This window comes from Paenibacillus tyrphae (genome assembly GCF_027925525.1).
GTDB lineage: Bacteria > Bacillota > Bacilli > Paenibacillales > NBRC-103111 > Paenibacillus_G > Paenibacillus_G tyrfis_B.
Genome location: NZ_BSDJ01000007.1, coordinates 1 through 15,684, shown reverse-complemented (window position 1 = coordinate 15,684; position 15,684 = coordinate 1). Strand labels below are relative to the sequence as shown.

The following is a 15,684-nucleotide window of genomic DNA, read 5'->3' as shown; positions in this document are numbered from 1 at the left end:
TGATAGATTGACCGGAACAGCATCGTAGTCCTTCTGCCACTGACAAGCGGGATATTTTCGTTCGCACGGACGGGGCTTATCGCATTGCCTAACCCTCGAAAAGATGATAAAATTAATAGAATTCATCATAAACGCTCTGCGACCGTTGCAAGAGAGATTCATTGCGTCATACACAAATTCCTTACATTTATGCATCTAACTTTAATCAAGACAGCAAACAGAGCATGAATCCAAGGCAAGGGCCGGTTGACCAAGAGGGGGAACGTCCATGCTGCGTCTGGGACAGAAGATCGTAATTATTGGCGACAGCTTCGAACAAAATTTGCCGATCGGCGAATATGGATATATTATCGCGTACGACCGTAATGCGGACAATGTGTTCGATTACGTGGTTCGGATTCCGAAAGTGAACAAGCATTACTTCGTACCGGGCGCCGATGTCGAGCTTGAGGAAGTGCTCATTCAGCAGGAAGTGGATCGGCTGGAACGAGAAGCGCTGATCGATTTTGCGCTTGCGACGAAGAACGAAGAGCTGTTTCGCCGTGTAATGAATGGCGATACGGAAGAAGTCGTAGCGGAAACGAACAAAGAGGTGCAGTCCAAGGAAGACTTCATCAAGCAAGTCAATCTGAGGGCTTGGATTTGAAGCGTTCATTTAATAGAAACGTGATAGAGTTGACGCGAAAGAATCGGGTCGCGACCTCGAAAGGGTCGCTGCCGGTTCTTTTTCTTTTGGGCAAAATCACGCCGTTCCCAATTGAGTTCACCCCCTAACTCCGCTATAATAATAAGAATGATTGTCAGTAGAGTGAGGTGCAGGAATGAGCATAACCGTGAAGGATGTCGAACATGTGGCCGCTCTCGCCCGACTGGAGCTGAGTGACCGCGAGAAAGAACAGTTTACCGAGCAGTTGAACGCCATATTGAAATATGCCGGGCAGCTGGAGCAATTGAATACGGACGATGTCGAACCGACCAGCCACGCGATGCCGCTTGTCAATGTCATGCGCGAAGACGAGGTCAGACCGTCGCTGCCGATTGAGAAAGTGCTGCTTAACGCCCCGGATGAAGAAGACGGGCAGATCAAAGTGCCTGCCGTATTGGAATAAGAGTGGAATCTACCGAGGCGAACCTGAAGGGAGGACTTGTGCTTGTCTTTGTTTAATTTGCGCTTGCAGGAACTGCATAACAAGCTTCATGCGAAGGAAATCACCGTCTCCGATTTGGTGGACGAGTCGTATAAACGCATTGCCGCTGTCGACGGCAAAGTGAAGGCGTTTCTCACGTTGGACGAGGAGAACGCCCGGGCGAAGGCGAAGGAGTTGGACGCCAAGGCAGGCGGCAGCGAACCGCGCGGGCTGCTGTTCGGGCTGCCGATCGGCATCAAGGATAACATGGTGACCGAAGGTGTCACGACGACGTGCGCGAGCCAATTTTTACGCAACTACAACCCGATTTATGACGGAACAGCGGTTCGGAAGATTAAAGAAGCAGATGCGGTCAGCATCGGCAAGCTGAATATGGACGAGTTCGCGATGGGCGGCTCCAACGAAAACTCCAGCTTCCATCCGACGCACAATCCGTGGAACCTTGAATACGTTCCGGGTGGCTCCAGCGGCGGCTCCGCAGCGGCGGTAGCGGCCGGCGAAGTGTATTTCTCGCTCGGCTCCGACACCGGCGGTTCGATTCGCCAACCTGCGGCATACTGCGGCATTGTCGGCCTTAAGCCGACTTACGGGCTTGTTTCCCGCTTCGGCTTGGTCGCGTTCGCGTCCTCGCTCGACCAGATCGGTCCGCTCACCAAAAACGTCGAAGACAGCGCTTATTTGCTCCAGGCGATTGCTGGGCACGATCCGCTCGATTCCACGTCGCTTAACACGGAAATCCCGGATTACGTTAGCGCCTTGACGGGCGACGTTCAAGGGCTGCGGATTGCTGTCCCGAAGGAATATTTGGGCGAAGGCATCGACCCGAAAGTGAAGGATGCCGTCCTGACCGCTTTGAAGGTGCTGGAAGGTCAGGGTGCGATCGTCGAAGAAGTATCGCTGCCGCATACGGAATACGCGGTTGCGACTTATTATTTGCTCGCTTCCTCCGAAGCGTCCTCCAACCTGGCGCGCTTCGACGGCGTACGTTACGGCGTGCGCGCGGACAATCCGAAAAATTTGCTTGATATGTATGTCCAATCCCGCAGTCAGGGATTCGGCGACGAAGTGAAGCGCCGCATTATGCTCGGAACGTACGCGCTGAGCTCCGGTTATTACGACGCCTATTACTTGAAGGCGCAAAAGGTCCGTACGTTGATCAAGCGCGACTTCGAGCAGGTGTTCGAAAAATACGATGTGGTTATCGGACCGACGGCTCCGACGCCGGCCTTTAAGATCGGCGCGCAGTCGGACGACCCCCTGACCATGTATTTGAACGATATTTTGACGATTCCCGTCAGCCTTGCCGGCATTCCGGCCATCAACGTTCCTTGCGGATTTACCGACGGTCTTCCGATCGGATTGCAGATTATCGGCAAGGCGCTGGACGAATCGACGATTTTGCGCGTCGCTCACGCTTACGAGCAGCAAACCGACTTCCACAAGCAGCGTCCGCAGCTGTAATAGAAAGGAGCCACCTTTAGTGACAGCAGCAACCGACAAGAAATACGAGACGGTCATCGGGCTCGAGGTGCACGTTGAACTGCACACGAACTCCAAAATTTTCTGCGGCTGCTCCACCGCCTTCGGAGCTCCGCCGAACACCCATACGTGTCCGATCTGTCTCGGACATCCCGGCGTGCTTCCCGTGCTGAACAAGCAAGCGGTGGAGTACGCGATGAAAGCGTCGATGGCGCTCAACTGCCAGATTGCAACGGAGAGCAAATTCGACCGCAAAAACTATTTTTACCCCGATTCCCCGAAGGCGTACCAAATTTCGCAGTATGACAAGCCGGTCGGCGAGCATGGCTGGATCGAAATCGAGGTCAACGGCGAAACGAAGCGCATCGGCATTACGCGCGTGCATTTGGAGGAAGATGCGGGCAAGCTGACCCACGTGGAAGGAGGCCATGCCTCGCTCGTCGACTTCAACCGCGTCGGCACGCCGCTGATCGAGATCGTATCCGAGCCGGACCTCCGCTCCCCTGAGGAAGCGCGGGCGTATCTGGAGAAGCTGAAAGCGATCATGCAATATTGCGACGTTTCCGATGTGAAAATGGAAGAAGGCTCGCTGCGCTGCGATGCGAACATCAGCTTGCGTCCTTACGGACAACAGGAATTCGGCACCAAGGCCGAGCTGAAGAACATGAACTCGTTCCGTGGCGTACAGCGCGGACTGGAATACGAAGAATGGCGTCAGGCAGACGTGCTGGACAGCGGCGGCAAAGTCGTACAGGAAACGCGCCGTTGGGACGAAGCGCAGGGCAAGACGCTGACGATGCGGAGCAAGGAACAAGCGCACGATTATCGTTATTTTCCGGACCCGGATCTCGTAGCGCTGCACATCGACGACGCTTGGAAAGCGCGCGTTCGCGAATCGATTCCCGAGCTGCCGGACGCCCGCAAGAAGCGCTACGTCAGCGAATATGGCCTGCCGAGCTATGACGCAGAGGTCATCACGTCGTCGATCAAGCTGGCCGACTTTTTCGAGGAAAGCCTCAACTTCACCAAGGACGCCAAAGCCGTGTCCAACTGGATTATGGGCGATCTGCTCGGCTACTTGAACGCGAATAACCTGGAGCTGCAGGATGTCAAAGTGACCGGCAAAGGTCTAGGCGAAATGATCGGACTCATGGAGAAAGGGACGATCAGCAGCAAAATTGCAAAAACCGTCTTTAAAACGATGCTGGAAACGGGCAAAGCCCCGCAGACGATCGTTGAGGAGCAGGGGCTTGTGCAGATCAGCGACGAAGGTGCGATTTTGGCTGTCGTTGAGCAGATCGTTGCGGGCAATCCGCAATCGGTGGCAGACTTCAAAGCGGGCAAAGAGAAAGCCGTCGGCTTCCTGGTCGGTCAAGTAATGAAAGAGACGAAGGGGAAAGCCAACCCCGGATTGGTGAACAAATTGATTATCGAGGTCCTGAACCGTTAAGACTTTCCATAGCTGGAAAAAGCGGCAGAGGCTGTCCCAAGGGACAGCCTCTTTTGTTGTGAGACAACGTTTCGTTTGGTAAAATATAGGGCAATCTAAATGCCTCCGCTGTCAAATGAGGCTCGAAGGAGGCTGCATCCTCATGATCAGACCGATTGATTTAAACGATCAGAACGCCGTGCTGGAGCTGTTGTCGCTTCAGCAGGTCGCATACCGTATTGAAGCGGAGCTTGTCGGCTTCGAAGAGATTCCGCCGCTGCTCGATTCGCCGCTTACGCTCCAGGAATCGGGAGAAGCGTTTTTCGGCTTCTATTCGGATGAGCGGCTTGTCGGCGCGGCAGCCTGCAAGCAATCGCCCAAGGAAATGACCGTTTGCCGGATGATGGTACACCCCGACTGGTTCCGTCACGGGATTGCCAGCATGCTGCTGGAGCATATTGAGCAGCATGTCCCGCCGGGAACGTTGATCAAAGTCGCTACGGGCACGAACAATACGCCGGCCGTACGGCTTTACGAAAAGCACGGGTACGAGCCGGTACAGGTCCATTTGCTCGCGCCCGGCATTACGCTCACGCAATTTCAAAAAATCGTATAGTCGTCAAAGGCAATCGCCGCGCCGTCGATCGTACGCTGTACAACGTTTTCCCCGCGAACGGTCAGCTGCAAGCGGTGGCCGCGGCGAGTCGTATAAGCAGCCGACAAAGCTCCATCTCCGTCTTCGAAGACAGGCTGCTTGTCCGGAGAGCCTGCAAACGCACGCCAGTCGTCCAGCGTCAATACGCTGGACGCTTCCGCTTCCGCCGCTCCTATCGCTTCAACCACGATTGCGTTTCGCCCGTTAGAGAGCAGCGATGCTGCGGACAGGCGGTCGTTTTGTTCCTTCACGCTCAACGGCTGCATCAGATGGACCGCGACGAAGACCTGCCCGAGCTTTCCATAGGCGCTTCGTTCTTCGATGTGCCATTCGCCTTTTGGCAGGCATCCGACCAACGTATCGGCGGCCTCGGCGTCCGGCGGCACGTCCCAGGCGGCGATGACCGTATCTTTGTCCAGCAGCACCTGTCCGTAAGAGCTGGCGTGGCGGTCGTCGCCCGGCGTGTAATAGGCCCCGGGGTGGAAGAAGTACAGCTGATTTACGCCAATCGCGGCCGTTTCCGTATCCAGGGGCAGCGAGACATCCCAGCGCAGCTGTTCGTTGTCGAATTCGTCGCGCCGCTCCCAAATGCCCCCGAGGGCATAGTCGTTCCTCAAATAGGCATACGTATGAGCTTCGGACTCGACCGTCTCGTCGGCTCCGGCAAACCGGATCTTGCGCTTGAGCTCGCAAGGCGCTTGGCGGTTCATAGCCGCCTCCCGCACAGCCTCCGATACTTCATAGCTGAAGAGCGCCGCTCCCTCCAGACGCGGAAACGCCGTCGGCGCCGGGAAATCGCCGAACTGGATATAGTCATGCGGCGTATTCGTATCCTTCGGCGCATCGTGCGGCCAGATCCGGGACTGCGGCCCGACCCAAGCGCCGCGCAAATACGATTCCGCGCGAAGTCTCCACAAATAGTCGAGCAGCTCCTCCGCGACCTTATGCGCTTGTTCATCCCGGACGATTTCCCGTACGCAGGTGAAAGCTTGGATCCAATGCCAGTGCCAAGGGAGGCAGCCGTACTCCTTGAATCCGAACGTACGTACATGGTTCAGCAGGCGGCGAGCGCATGCCGTCCCTTCCCGAAGCAGCGCCTCGTCGGCGAATACGTGCCCGAGCAGCAGCTTTAATGCGGTATGCTTCGCCTCGTGATGGTGCATCGACGCCAGCGGATGGCGGTATACGGAGCTTTTGTAAATGTGCAGCAGAGCCGTTTGAAGCTCGCTGTCCAGTTCAGGAGGCAGCGCGTGCCGCATCCTTTCGTGGAACAGGATGAGCAGGCATCCCATCAGCTCCACCGGCAGTACATGCGGCTTCGCCGCGGCCGGATCGGCTCCCAGATTTAGCGGCCAATGCCCGTACATCGGGCTGTCTTGATTTTGATCCTGCAGCGTCAGCACTTGGCGAAGCATCCGGACCGACAGACCGGCCGCCGCTTTCCGGGTCTCCTCGCTCCAGCCGGGAGCACCTTCCGCTACATAGGCAAACAGATGGGAAGCAAAATAAAAGTTGTCGCGCAAATCTTTATGGAACCAATAGCCGCTCTCCAGCAGTGGCAGGGCAAGAGCCTGCTCGGCCGCAAGCTTGAGAACGAGATGTCTCCGTTCGTTCGTTTCCCTTTTCATTAAGCACCATTCCTCCAGTACTCGTCCCATGCTAATTTAAACGTTTCACTTCTTTAGTCTACCTGCAACTGTCCTGAAGTCAATGACTTTTCTGCGGAATATTTTTACCGGGCCTCCTTCAAAAGAGGATGACGTGTTACAATAGTCATCAATATCTTGTTGGCAAGGAGGCGGTTTGTTTGATGCACGATCCATGGACGATTGATACGCTTCATATTACGCTCAGACTGGTATTGTCGCTGCTGTTCGGCGGCTTGATCGGGATCGAGAGGGAGCAGAGCAGCCATGCCGCCGGACTGCGCACGCACATGCTCGTGTGCCTCGGTTCCACGCTAATTATGCTCTTATCCATGTACGGATTTTCCGAATTTTCCAAGCTGGACAACGTGCGGTTGGATCCGGCCCGTCTGGCGGCCCAAGTCATCAGCGGCATCGGATTTCTCGGCGCGGGGACCATTCTATATACAGGCAAGTCGATCACCGGCCTCACGACGGCCGCTTCCCTATGGGTGGTAGCCGCTATCGGCCTTGCGACGGGAGCAGGCTTTTATTATGCGGCCGCATTGAGCTGCGTGTTTGCCTTGATCAGTTTGTTTGTGCTTAACTTAGTGGAGAAAAAATACCTCCGCGCCAAAAAGCTGCGCCACATTCAGCTCAAAGCGCTGGATACGCCGAGTTTGATCGGCAAAGTTTCCGCTTTGCTCGCCAACAAAGGAAGCTTAATCCAGAAGCTTTCCGTCGAAGAGATTCCTTCGGAAGAAGAGGACTTGATTCACATCAGCCTTACGCTGAGGCTTGCCAAAGGCGACAATGTCAGCCAAACGGTCGAAGATCTGATGCGGCTGGAGGGCGTCCGTTCCGTTTCCTGCGATTAAAATAAATTTTTTTGAATGGTTTTGAAGGGGTTTGGGGGAGAAGCGGCGTCTAAGGTTTTAAGAGCGCAGATCAAGGCGGTGAGCAATGTGGAGAGCATGACGGATGAACAACTGGTCGACCTAATCCGTCAAGGTGATGAAGAAGCGTACCGGGTATTGATGGCACGTTATCAGGACTATATCTATACGCTGATTTATCGCATGACCTTACATCGCGAAACAGCCGAAGATTTGACTCAGGAAGTATTTATCAAGCTGTACCGTTCCCTGGCCAACTTTCGCGGCGACGCCAAGTTTAAAACCTGGCTTTATCGGATGACCGTCAATCTGGTCACCGACTACAGGCGTTCGCAGCGGCGCAAGCCGTACGAAGCGATTCTGGACAAAATTAAGGGCTGGTTCGGAGACCGCCGGGAAGAACCCGAAGCCCGTGCGCTGCAAAAGGAAGAGCAGGAAACGATGCAGCGGCTGCTTGCCGACCTGCCGGACAAATACCGGCTCATTCTGTATTTGTATCACTACAAACAGTTGTCGTATCAAGAAATTTCGGATGTGACCGGGCTGCCGATGAAAACGATTGAAACGAGACTGTATCGCGGAAAATCGCTGCTTAAAGAAAAATGGCTGGAGGTGCGGGGGCATGACCATCATGCATCCAAACGATCAAGAGCTGCTTCGCTTTCTGAATAAAAGCTGCTCTGAATTGGAATACCATCGGATTGCACGTCACATGAAGGTTTGCGCTCCATGCCGCGGGAGACTGTCCGACTTTTTGGACGTCGAGCTGATGTTGGATCAGCTTGCGGTCGAACAGGCGCCTGCGGAATTGACGGACCGCGTCATGTCCGCTTTGCGTTCGGGAAAAGAGTATGCGTCGTCGGACCGGCCGTTGCCGGATCACCCGGCGTTCGAGGCGCAAGCTTCCTCGCCCCGGCGCAAATGGAAGCCTTATTGGCGTACCGAACTGCTTCATGGCATGGTTGCCATGGCCGCTACGTTCCTGTTTATCGTTTCCGGCGTATTCGGAAAGCTGACGTCTCTGAATCCGAATCAATGGGAGGCCGATGTTCGTACCGGCGCCATTGAATTGTTCCATGTCGTCGAATCGGTATCGCGCCAATTGTTGTCATAAGGAGGGAATCTACGAATGCAGGACCAACCGAAAGGCCCGCACTATCATCGTGAGGATCGGGAAGACGAGTTTTTGCGGGAGCGAATGGAGCGGTGGGGGCAGTCCCAAAAACCGCCGTTCGATCCTTTTTTCAGACCGAAGCCTCATAAGAGCAAATGGCTAGCCGGGTTATTGTCGTTTTTTATTCCGGGCACCGGACAATTATATTTGGGTTTGATGCAGCGCGGCTTGGGGATCATGCTGCTGTTTATAATGAATATTGTCGCCATTGTATATTTCGCAACGGGAGGATCGGAAAACATTCCGCTGATCGTTTTGTTTTCGCTGCTTATGCCCGTCACTTACTTCTACAATATCTTCGATGCGCTGCAGCAGACGGATCGGGTTAACGGGTACGGACATCCGGCTTATTTTGATGAACCCCGGACGGAAGGGGATTCTCCGTTTACATCCGAGAAGCCTCTGCGCAAACTGCGCCAGGGGAACATATTCGGCTACGCGCTTATCGCAGCGGGCGCGCTGTTGTTTCTGGCCGGAGGCAAACCGCAGTGGCTCGAACGCGTATTTGACTTTGTCGGTTCGTCGTTTGGCGCCGTTATTTTGATTGCCATCGGGGTTTTCATGTTCTATAAAGAATCCAGGAAAAAATAAGGAGAGAATTCGCATGCATAAGGCAGGCCGTTACACGGCGGCAATTTTGCTCGTATGTGTCGGCGGCGCCGTAATAGCCGACAAGACGACAGGCACTCACCTGACTGCGCTGCTGGCGGATTGGTGGCCGCTGTTGTTTGTTTTGCTCGGAATTGAATATATTTTGTTCAATATCAAATTTGGAAACAGCGATCGTCAATTGAAGCTCGACATCGGCGGGATTATTTTCGCGGTGCTTATCGCCGCCATCGTCATTGTCAGCACCCAGAGCGGCGAGCTTCTGAAAAAATTCAGCGGCTGGACCGTTAACGGGACGATCGATATGATGGCCGAGGGAAAGGAATTCGATAAAGGCATTACCGCCATCGAGCTACCTGCTCCCGTCGACAACGTGAAGCTGGGCAATGAAAATGGCAACGTTGTTCTTAAGTCCGGGTCGGTCGACCAGCTTCAAGTCGATGTCAAGGTGTACGTTAAAGGTGTCAGTGAAGACGATGCGCAAGCGCTCGCGAACGAATCCAAACTGGAACACAGCGTAAGCGGCAATACGCTCAATATCCAGGCTGTCGCTAAAGAATACGAAGGTGTCGGCGCTCTGTTCGGAAACCGCAAGCCGCGGATGGATCTGGTCGTTACGCTGCCCGCGGAGCATAAAGTCAATGTGGAGCTGCAGATGCGCAATGGCAATATCGACGCCTCCGGACTGCCGATTAAGCAGCGTCTCTATGGGCATACGACGAATGGGGGAATCCGTCTTGAGAATCTGCAGGGCGAGTTGAATTTGGAGACTATCAACGGTAAAGTTCAATCGGAACGCACGGTAGGGCCGATGACGATCAAAAGCACCAACGGACAAATGCAGGTGAAGGACCATCAAGGGAATGCGACGCTGAAATCGACCAATGGGAAGCTGGACATCACCAATGTGACAGGGGAACTGCAGGCGGAAACGAGCAACGGCAGCGTCGTCGCTGAGGGGACGTTTAAAGGCGTAAAATTAAAATCGACCAATGGGTCCGTCGAAGTGAGCAGCACGGTTGTCGACGGCGACTGGGACGTGCGAACGACCAACGGCAAGGTGGAGGTCAAGCTTCCGCAAAAAGGCGACTACCGGATCGACGGCGAAGGAGGAGAGGGAAATATCAAAACCGATCTGCCTTTGTCCATTGAAGAAGATAGCGTCAAAGGCACGGTCGGAAGCGGCAAATACACAATTAAGCTGCATACCAACGACAGGCTTACCATACAGGGGTCCAATTGACAATTTGTTGAACATCCGGGTAAAATAAAGTGATACACTCTTTTCCCGGATTAGGCGGTGAACACGATGAACCATTCATTGGAGCAGGCACTTAACAAACTCAAAACGATGGGCATTCGGATGACTCCGCAACGGCATGCCATTTTATCTTATTTGATCAATACAATGTCTCATCCGACAGCGGATGAAATTTATAAAGCGTTGTCGCCGCTTTTTCCTAGCATGAGCGTGGCAACGGTATACAATAACCTTAAGGTATTTATCGAGAGCGGATTGGTACGGGAGATGACCTATGGCGACCATTCCAGCCGCTTTGACGCGGATTTGTCCGATCACTATCATGCGCTTTGCGAGGAATGCGGTAAGCTGGTCGACTTCGCTTACAAGCCGCTGGATGACCTGGAGCAGGCAGCCGGCGAAATGACCGGATTCCAGGTGAAAAGCCACCGGGTGGAAGTTTACGGCATCTGTTCGGACTGTGCCAAGCAGACGACATGATAGATTGGTAGAATTAAGGTATAATGGACGTGTCTGGATTCCCGCGGCTGCGGGTCGACGCGTCCTTTTTTTCTTTATTCATCAGCTTTGCCTCATCATGTGACGGGAGTGAAACCATGGAACCGACGTTCGAAGCGGGAGGCGGGTCGCGCCGCAAAAAAAGAAAGAAGACGACCTTTGTCCTGTTGTTTTTTGCCCTCCTATGCGGTCTTATTTTAGGTGCTTACTTATGGATCAAGTATGTCCCGAATTGGCAGCATGAACAGCCCGACTTTAAAGGCAACCTCAAACCGATTTTCTACGAAGGCGGAATGCTGGACCAACCCGCCGTAGGGCAGAAGGAAAGCTTGAAGCTTCCGTTCGAGATTGTGAAGGAACGGATCGATCCCACGCTTGTTTACGAGAAAGCGAGCGAGTCGACAATCATTACGACGCAAAACAAAGTGATCCGGCTTCGCACCAGCCAGTTGACCGGGATGGTCAATGAAAAGCCGTTTACGCTCAAATTTCCGCTCGAAAAGACGAACGGGGTATTGTATCTGCCGATCGATCCGCTGAAAGATTTATACAAGATCGATCTGCGGGAATCGCCGGATACGGGAGCCGTTTTGCTGTTTAAGGAAGGCGAGACGATTCACTGGTATAAGACGATCACTATTCCCGATAAGCCCGACAAAACGATTGCCATGCGGCGGGATCCGACGATCAAAGCTCCGATTTATGCCGATCTGAAACAGGGAGAGAGCTTGATCGTATGGGGCGAGGAAGGCGAATGGTACCGGGTGCAGCAGACGAACGGCTATATGGGACATGTTCGCAAGGATCAGTTGGTTCCCGACAAGGACGAAGTGATTCCGAAGAAAGAACCGGAGCCTCCGTTCGTGGCCAAAAAGCCCATCAGCGGCAAAATCAATATGACTTGGGAGCAGGTCGTAACGAAAAATCCGGACACCGGCAAAATTCCCGACATGCCGGGGCTGGATGTGGTCAGTCCGACGTGGTTTCATTTGGAGGACGGCGAGGGCAATCTCAAAAACTTGGCCGATCCTGCCTATGTCAAATGGGCTCACGACAGAGGATACCAAGTCTGGGGACTTTTCAGCAACGGCTTCGAGCAGAAGCGGACGACCCAAGCGCTCTCCACTTATGACAAACGAATGAAGATGATCAAGCAACTGCTTGCTTTTGCACAGATGTATTCACTGCAAGGAATCAACATCGATTTCGAGAACGTCAATTTGAAAGACAAGCAAAACCTGGTTCAATTCGTCCGGGAAATGGCGCCGCTCATGCATGAGCAAGGCCTCGTCGTTTCCATGGATGTCACCGCCAAATCGAGCAGCGAAGCGTGGTCCATGTTTTACGACCGGAAAACGCTGATCCAGTCGCTCGACTATATGATGCTGATGGCTTATGACGAGCATTGGGCGAGCAGTCCGAAGGCGGGTTCCGTCGCTTCGCTGCCATGGGTGGAGAAGTCGATTTCCGACCTGCTGAAAGAAGAGCAGATTCCGCCCTCCAAGCTGATTCTCAGCATTCCTTTCTATACGCGGGTATGGACCGAAACGAAAAAGAACGGCAAAACCAATGTGAGCTCAAAAGCCGTGTTTATGGATATGCCCCAGCGCATCATTAAGGAGAAAAAGCTTACTCCTGTATTTTCCCCGGAAACGGGACAAAATTACATCGAGTACACGGAAGACGGCAAGCTCAACAAAATTTGGATCGAAGACGAGACGTCGGTAAAAGCGCGCATCGAGCTCGTGAAAAAGTACGATTTGGCGGGCGTCGCATCGTGGCGGAGAGGCTTCGAGAATCCCGAGGCATGGAACTGGATCAGCACGTCATTAGAAGCACCGAAAAAATAACAATCAATACAAAATAAACCGGCTCGCCTCATCGAACGATAATGGCGGAGCCGGTTTATTTTATTCCGTTTATGGAGAAGTAGTTTCCCCGGCTTGATGCGTCGGGCTTGCTCCCGAATCGGCAGATGGAGCATATTTCGGATCGAGTGTCAGAATCGTTTTGCAGAACATGCAGCGGTCCGTTTTCCCTAACATCTTGGTCGGCTTTCCGCATTCCGGGCATTCGATCACCGTCGCGCTGGTCGACATCATGCCCGCGGCAAAATAAATTCCCATGCTCACCAGCATGGCAATGGCTCCGATGACCATACATACGGCGGCAATCATCCGGCCGGCGGCTCCCCATTCGAAGACGATCCCGGCAAGTCCTAGGATCATCAGAAGCATTCCGCCCATGGTCAGCAGGAGCCCCCATAGCCGGAATTCGTTTACTTTACTTGACTTGAATTTCATGTCTTTCACTTCTTTCTCGTAAGAATTGTGAGTGTCGTCACAAAAGAATGCAGGAAACGGCGGCTTCATGTAGAAATAACTATTCATGAAGAACGCATGTGGCTATCGTCAGGAGGCTTTCGCGATGGATTCCTTAAAAGCATATTGGGTAGAAAGGCTCCGTCAAGACGAGTCCGTTATCAGCGTAGCGGCCGTCGACAATCCTTCTTTGTTCTCGGCTGTCACAGACGGATTCGACATTGTGCTTCTGGTTGTCACCAGTAATAACGAACGTGCTCATCAACAAGTTCATTATATAAAAGACAACCGCCGTATACAAGAAAGATGGATAAGCCCGGATACTCTGGATGAACTGATTTTGCGCGGCGAGTATCGCAATGTTATTTATTGGATCTTAAAAGGGGAGATACTTTTGGATCGGGATATGTATTTGGAGACCCTGCGGCATAAAGTGCTTGAGTTCCCGCTACCGCTGAGAGAACACAAGCTGCTGATCGAGTTCTCCAAATTTTTGCGCTGCTATTCGCAAAGTAAAGAATACATCTTAGACGAGCATTTGCTCGATGCATACAACAATATATTGGAGGCCCTGCACCATTGGGCGCGAATCGTCATTATCGAGTCTGGCAATCATCCGGAGGTAACGATTTGGCGGCAGGTGAAGACGATCAATCCCGGCGTGTACAAGCTGTACGAGGAGCTGACATTAAGTAAAGAGACGTTAAAACAGCGCGTTCAACTGGTGCTGCTGGCCAGCGAATTTTCCGTTATGTCCAAGATGGAGCGCTGCTGCAGACCGCTGATCGAACTCCTCGCCAGCCGCGAGGAAGCGTGGAGCCTTCAGGAACTCCAGCAGCAGCCTGAGCTGGCGGACATTAAAGCGGATCTCCCGCTGCTCTTGAATAAGCTGGTCAAAAAATCATTGGCAAAAGAAATCGTCTTTACCCATGACCCGGAACTATCCGTGCTGGAGATGCGGTATAAGGATGTCAAAAGCTGACCGTTGTGTTATAATGGATTGGACAATCAAATAGCCACTAGGGGAGCTCCGACTTGCGGGGCTGAGAAAAAGAAGCATGTTCTTTGACCCTTGGAACCTGTTATGAAGTCTGCGTAGAGCAGGCATCACTGGATTATACCAGCGTAGGGAAGTGGACGAATGCCAGCAAGCTGCATATGAAGTATGCAGACAACATTCGGCCGGCCCGCCTCGGGTCGGCTTTTTTGCTTTTATCGGCAAAACGGCTGGAGGTGATAAGGATGCGCTTGACCGTGAACGGAGAGCAGAGAGAAGTGGACAACGCGGCTACCGTAGCCGAACTGCTCTCGGCGTTTAAACTGGACAATAAAATTTTGGTTGTTGAATTAAACCGGGAAATTATTGACCGTACCCGGTATGAGGAAGCCCGCCTGAACGATGGAGATCAGATCGAAATCGTTCATTTTGTCGGTGGAGGCTGAATAAAAACTATCGTTGAAGGAGCTACCAGCATGAGCGACACGTTAAAAATCGGACCTTACGAATTTCAATCCCGACTGCTGCTCGGGACAGGGAAGTTTTCAGATTTGAAGATTCAAAATCAGGCCGTTCAAGCTTCAGAAGCGGAAGTGTTGACTTTTGCCATCCGCCGTCTGCCGATCGACAATCCGGACGCGCCTAACTTTTTGGAAACAATAGATTTGAAAAAGTTCACGCTGCTTCCTAATACGGCCGGTGCCTATACCGTTGAGGAAGCTGTACGCATTGCGCGGCTGGCCAAAGCTTCCGGGCTTTGCGATATGATCAAAGTAGAAGTGATCGGAGATCCGAAAACGCTGCTTCCCGATCCGGTAGGAACGCTGGAGGCGACCAAAATTTTAGTAGAAGAAGGCTTTATCGTATTGCCTTATACTTCGGATGATCCGATATTGGCCCGCAAGCTGCAGGAAGCGGGGGCCGCGGCTGTTATGCCTGGAGCATCGCCGATCGGTTCCGGTCAAGGGATCGTTAATCCGAATAATTTGCGTTTTATTATCGAGGAAGCGAAAGTTCCAATTATCGTCGATGCAGGCATTGGTGGTCCTACGGATGCAGCTTTAGCTATGGAGCTTGGCGCGGATGGCGTGCTGTTGAATACGGCTGTTGCCGGTGCACAGGACCCTGTTCTGATGGCCGAAGCGTTCAAGCTGGCCGTGATCGCAGGACGCAAAGGCTTCTTGGCGGGTCGTATCCCCAAGAAGCGCTATGCGTCTGCCAGCAGCCCCGTCGAAGGTATGATAGAGTAGTAGAGTACAGTGATCTTCCGGCTGCTTTCGAGTGGCCGGATATTTTTATTTATTTTAAGGGTTGACTTTCAAACTTAAGATGTGTTAAATTAATTCTCGCCGCTAAAAACGGCCGCCTTTAAAAAACTTAATCAAGCCGCTTCAAAAAAATGGTTTTAAAAAAATGCTTGCATTAAGATAGGCGAATGTGATATATTATAAAAGTCGCCGCTAAACGAGGTGACAGCAACCGACAAAGCTTGAAATGCTTGACAGTATGGCTTTTGTTGGAGGAATTGCCCTTTGAAAACTGAACATCGAGTGAGTGTCATAAAGAGAATGAAAATTCTCGTCAGTAGTAAA

General features: G+C 52.7%; 17 protein-coding genes and 1 riboswitch. Of the genes, 15 read left to right on the top strand and 2 right to left on the bottom strand.

Annotated elements, in window-relative coordinates:
• Positions 1–268: 268 nt before the first annotated feature.
• From QMG93_RS10115 to QMG93_RS10095, 5 genes are all read left to right on the top strand, one after another.
• Complete coding sequence (locus QMG93_RS10115) at positions 269–646, top strand: hypothetical protein (RefSeq protein WP_010502168.1); 378 nt, start codon at positions 269–271, stop codon at positions 644–646.
• A gap of 175 nt (positions 647–821) precedes the next feature.
• A complete protein-coding gene (gene gatC / locus QMG93_RS10110) occupies positions 822–1,109 on the top strand; it encodes an Asp-tRNA(Asn)/Glu-tRNA(Gln) amidotransferase subunit GatC (protein WP_036684822.1) in 288 nt (95 codons plus the stop codon).
• Positions 1,110–1,151: 42 nt separating this feature from the next.
• Positions 1,152–2,609 (top strand): Asp-tRNA(Asn)/Glu-tRNA(Gln) amidotransferase subunit GatA, encoded by a 1,458-nt coding sequence (gatA, locus tag QMG93_RS10105; RefSeq protein WP_281935975.1) that lies wholly within the window; start codon positions 1,152–1,154, stop codon positions 2,607–2,609.
• Between the two features lie 19 nt (positions 2,610–2,628).
• On the top strand, positions 2,629–4,077 hold the full coding sequence (gene gatB / locus QMG93_RS10100) for an Asp-tRNA(Asn)/Glu-tRNA(Gln) amidotransferase subunit GatB (protein WP_281935973.1): 1,449 nt from the start codon (positions 2,629–2,631) through the stop codon (positions 4,075–4,077).
• 142 nt (positions 4,078–4,219) lie between these two features.
• On the top strand, positions 4,220–4,672 hold the full coding sequence (locus QMG93_RS10095; RefSeq protein WP_281935971.1) for a GNAT family N-acetyltransferase: 453 nt from the start codon (positions 4,220–4,222) through the stop codon (positions 4,670–4,672).
• Here QMG93_RS10095 and QMG93_RS10090 read toward each other — a convergent pair.
• On the bottom strand, positions 4,657–6,339 hold the full coding sequence (locus QMG93_RS10090) for a hypothetical protein (RefSeq protein ID WP_281935969.1): 1,683 nt from the start codon (positions 6,337–6,339) through the stop codon (positions 4,657–4,659). The two genes, QMG93_RS10095 and QMG93_RS10090, sit on opposite strands and share 16 nt — an antisense overlap.
• Positions 6,340–6,521: 182 nt before the next feature.
• Here QMG93_RS10090 and QMG93_RS10085 point away from each other — a divergent pair, with 182 nt between their 5' ends.
• The 7 genes from QMG93_RS10085 to QMG93_RS10055 all read left to right on the top strand — a co-directional run bounded on the left by QMG93_RS10085 (position 6,522) and on the right by QMG93_RS10055 (position 12,624).
• On the top strand, positions 6,522–7,214 hold the full coding sequence (locus QMG93_RS10085) for an MgtC/SapB family protein (RefSeq protein ID WP_281935967.1): 693 nt from the start codon (positions 6,522–6,524) through the stop codon (positions 7,212–7,214).
• Positions 7,215–7,310: 96 nt separating this feature from the next.
• The gene (locus QMG93_RS10080) at positions 7,311–7,904 is read left to right on the top strand and encodes an RNA polymerase sigma factor (protein WP_281936366.1); all 594 of its coding nucleotides are present in this window, start codon (positions 7,311–7,313) and stop codon (positions 7,902–7,904) included.
• Entirely contained in the window at positions 7,855–8,346 is a 492-nt protein-coding gene (locus tag QMG93_RS10075; protein WP_281935965.1) for a hypothetical protein, read from the top strand. The genes QMG93_RS10080 and QMG93_RS10075 overlap by 50 nt, the downstream gene beginning before the upstream one ends.
• A gap of 15 nt (positions 8,347–8,361) precedes the next feature.
• The gene (locus tag QMG93_RS10070) at positions 8,362–8,997 is read left to right on the top strand and encodes a hypothetical protein (protein WP_281935963.1); all 636 of its coding nucleotides are present in this window, start codon (positions 8,362–8,364) and stop codon (positions 8,995–8,997) included.
• Between the two features lie 13 nt (positions 8,998–9,010).
• Positions 9,011–10,258 (top strand): DUF4097 family beta strand repeat-containing protein, encoded by a 1,248-nt coding sequence (locus QMG93_RS10065; protein WP_281935962.1) that lies wholly within the window; start codon positions 9,011–9,013, stop codon positions 10,256–10,258.
• Between the two features lie 66 nt (positions 10,259–10,324).
• The gene (gene perR, locus QMG93_RS10060; protein ID WP_036684799.1) at positions 10,325–10,756 is read left to right on the top strand and encodes a peroxide-responsive transcriptional repressor PerR; all 432 of its coding nucleotides are present in this window, start codon (positions 10,325–10,327) and stop codon (positions 10,754–10,756) included.
• Between the two features lie 116 nt (positions 10,757–10,872).
• Positions 10,873–12,624: a glycosyl hydrolase family 18 protein gene (locus tag QMG93_RS10055; RefSeq protein WP_281935957.1), complete on the top strand. Its 1,752-nt coding sequence runs from the start codon at positions 10,873–10,875 to the stop codon at positions 12,622–12,624.
• A 69-nt stretch (positions 12,625–12,693) separates the two neighbouring features.
• On the opposite strand, the gene QMG93_RS10050 is transcribed toward QMG93_RS10055, so the two are convergent.
• Complete coding sequence (locus QMG93_RS10050; RefSeq protein ID WP_281935955.1) at positions 12,694–13,077, bottom strand: DUF2614 family zinc ribbon-containing protein; 384 nt, start codon at positions 13,075–13,077, stop codon at positions 12,694–12,696.
• Positions 13,078–13,201: 124 nt separating this feature from the next.
• Between QMG93_RS10050 and QMG93_RS10045 the strand changes: the two genes are divergently transcribed.
• The 3 genes from QMG93_RS10045 (at position 13,202) to QMG93_RS10035 (ending at position 15,342) form a co-directional block, all read left to right on the top strand.
• Entirely contained in the window at positions 13,202–14,077 is an 876-nt protein-coding gene (locus QMG93_RS10045) for a nucleotidyltransferase-like protein (protein WP_281935953.1), read from the top strand.
• Positions 14,078–14,106: 29 nt separating this feature from the next.
• Positions 14,107–14,244, top strand: a riboswitch (TPP riboswitch).
• A gap of 93 nt (positions 14,245–14,337) precedes the next feature.
• Positions 14,338–14,538 (top strand): sulfur carrier protein ThiS, encoded by a 201-nt coding sequence (gene thiS / locus QMG93_RS10040; protein WP_281935951.1) that lies wholly within the window; start codon positions 14,338–14,340, stop codon positions 14,536–14,538.
• 30 nt (positions 14,539–14,568) lie between these two features.
• The gene (locus QMG93_RS10035) at positions 14,569–15,342 is read left to right on the top strand and encodes a thiazole synthase (RefSeq protein ID WP_281935949.1); all 774 of its coding nucleotides are present in this window, start codon (positions 14,569–14,571) and stop codon (positions 15,340–15,342) included.
• Positions 15,343–15,684: the final 342 nt, after the last annotated feature.

Bases quoted from the DNA above. Each gene is read 5' to 3' on its own strand.
- QMG93_RS10095 (WP_281935971.1), top strand. From the start codon at position 4,220: ATGATCAGACCGATTGATTTAAACGATCAGAACGCCGTGCTGGAGCTG.
- QMG93_RS10090 (WP_281935969.1), bottom strand. From the start codon at position 6,339: ATGAAAAGGGAAACGAACGAACGGAGACATCTCGTTCTCAAGCTTGCG.
- QMG93_RS10080 (WP_281936366.1), top strand. From the start codon at position 7,311: ATGACGGATGAACAACTGGTCGACCTAATCCGTCAAGGTGATGAAGAA.
- QMG93_RS10050 (WP_281935955.1), bottom strand. From the start codon at position 13,077: ATGAAATTCAAGTCAAGTAAAGTAAACGAATTCCGGCTATGGGGGCTC.
- QMG93_RS10035 (WP_281935949.1), top strand. From the start codon at position 14,569: ATGAGCGACACGTTAAAAATCGGACCTTACGAATTTCAATCCCGACTG.
- QMG93_RS10055 (WP_281935957.1), top strand. From the start codon at position 10,873: ATGGAACCGACGTTCGAAGCGGGAGGCGGGTCGCGCCGCAAAAAAAGA.
- gatC (WP_036684822.1), top strand. From the start codon at position 822: ATGAGCATAACCGTGAAGGATGTCGAACATGTGGCCGCTCTCGCCCGA.
- QMG93_RS10045 (WP_281935953.1), top strand. From the start codon at position 13,202: ATGGATTCCTTAAAAGCATATTGGGTAGAAAGGCTCCGTCAAGACGAG.
- perR (WP_036684799.1), top strand. From the start codon at position 10,325: ATGAACCATTCATTGGAGCAGGCACTTAACAAACTCAAAACGATGGGC.
- QMG93_RS10065 (WP_281935962.1), top strand. From the start codon at position 9,011: ATGCATAAGGCAGGCCGTTACACGGCGGCAATTTTGCTCGTATGTGTC.
- QMG93_RS10085 (WP_281935967.1), top strand. From the start codon at position 6,522: ATGCACGATCCATGGACGATTGATACGCTTCATATTACGCTCAGACTG.
- QMG93_RS10115 (WP_010502168.1), top strand. From the start codon at position 269: ATGCTGCGTCTGGGACAGAAGATCGTAATTATTGGCGACAGCTTCGAA.
- QMG93_RS10070 (WP_281935963.1), top strand. From the start codon at position 8,362: ATGCAGGACCAACCGAAAGGCCCGCACTATCATCGTGAGGATCGGGAA.
- thiS (WP_281935951.1), top strand. From the start codon at position 14,338: ATGCGCTTGACCGTGAACGGAGAGCAGAGAGAAGTGGACAACGCGGCT.
- QMG93_RS10075 (WP_281935965.1), top strand. From the start codon at position 7,855: ATGACCATCATGCATCCAAACGATCAAGAGCTGCTTCGCTTTCTGAAT.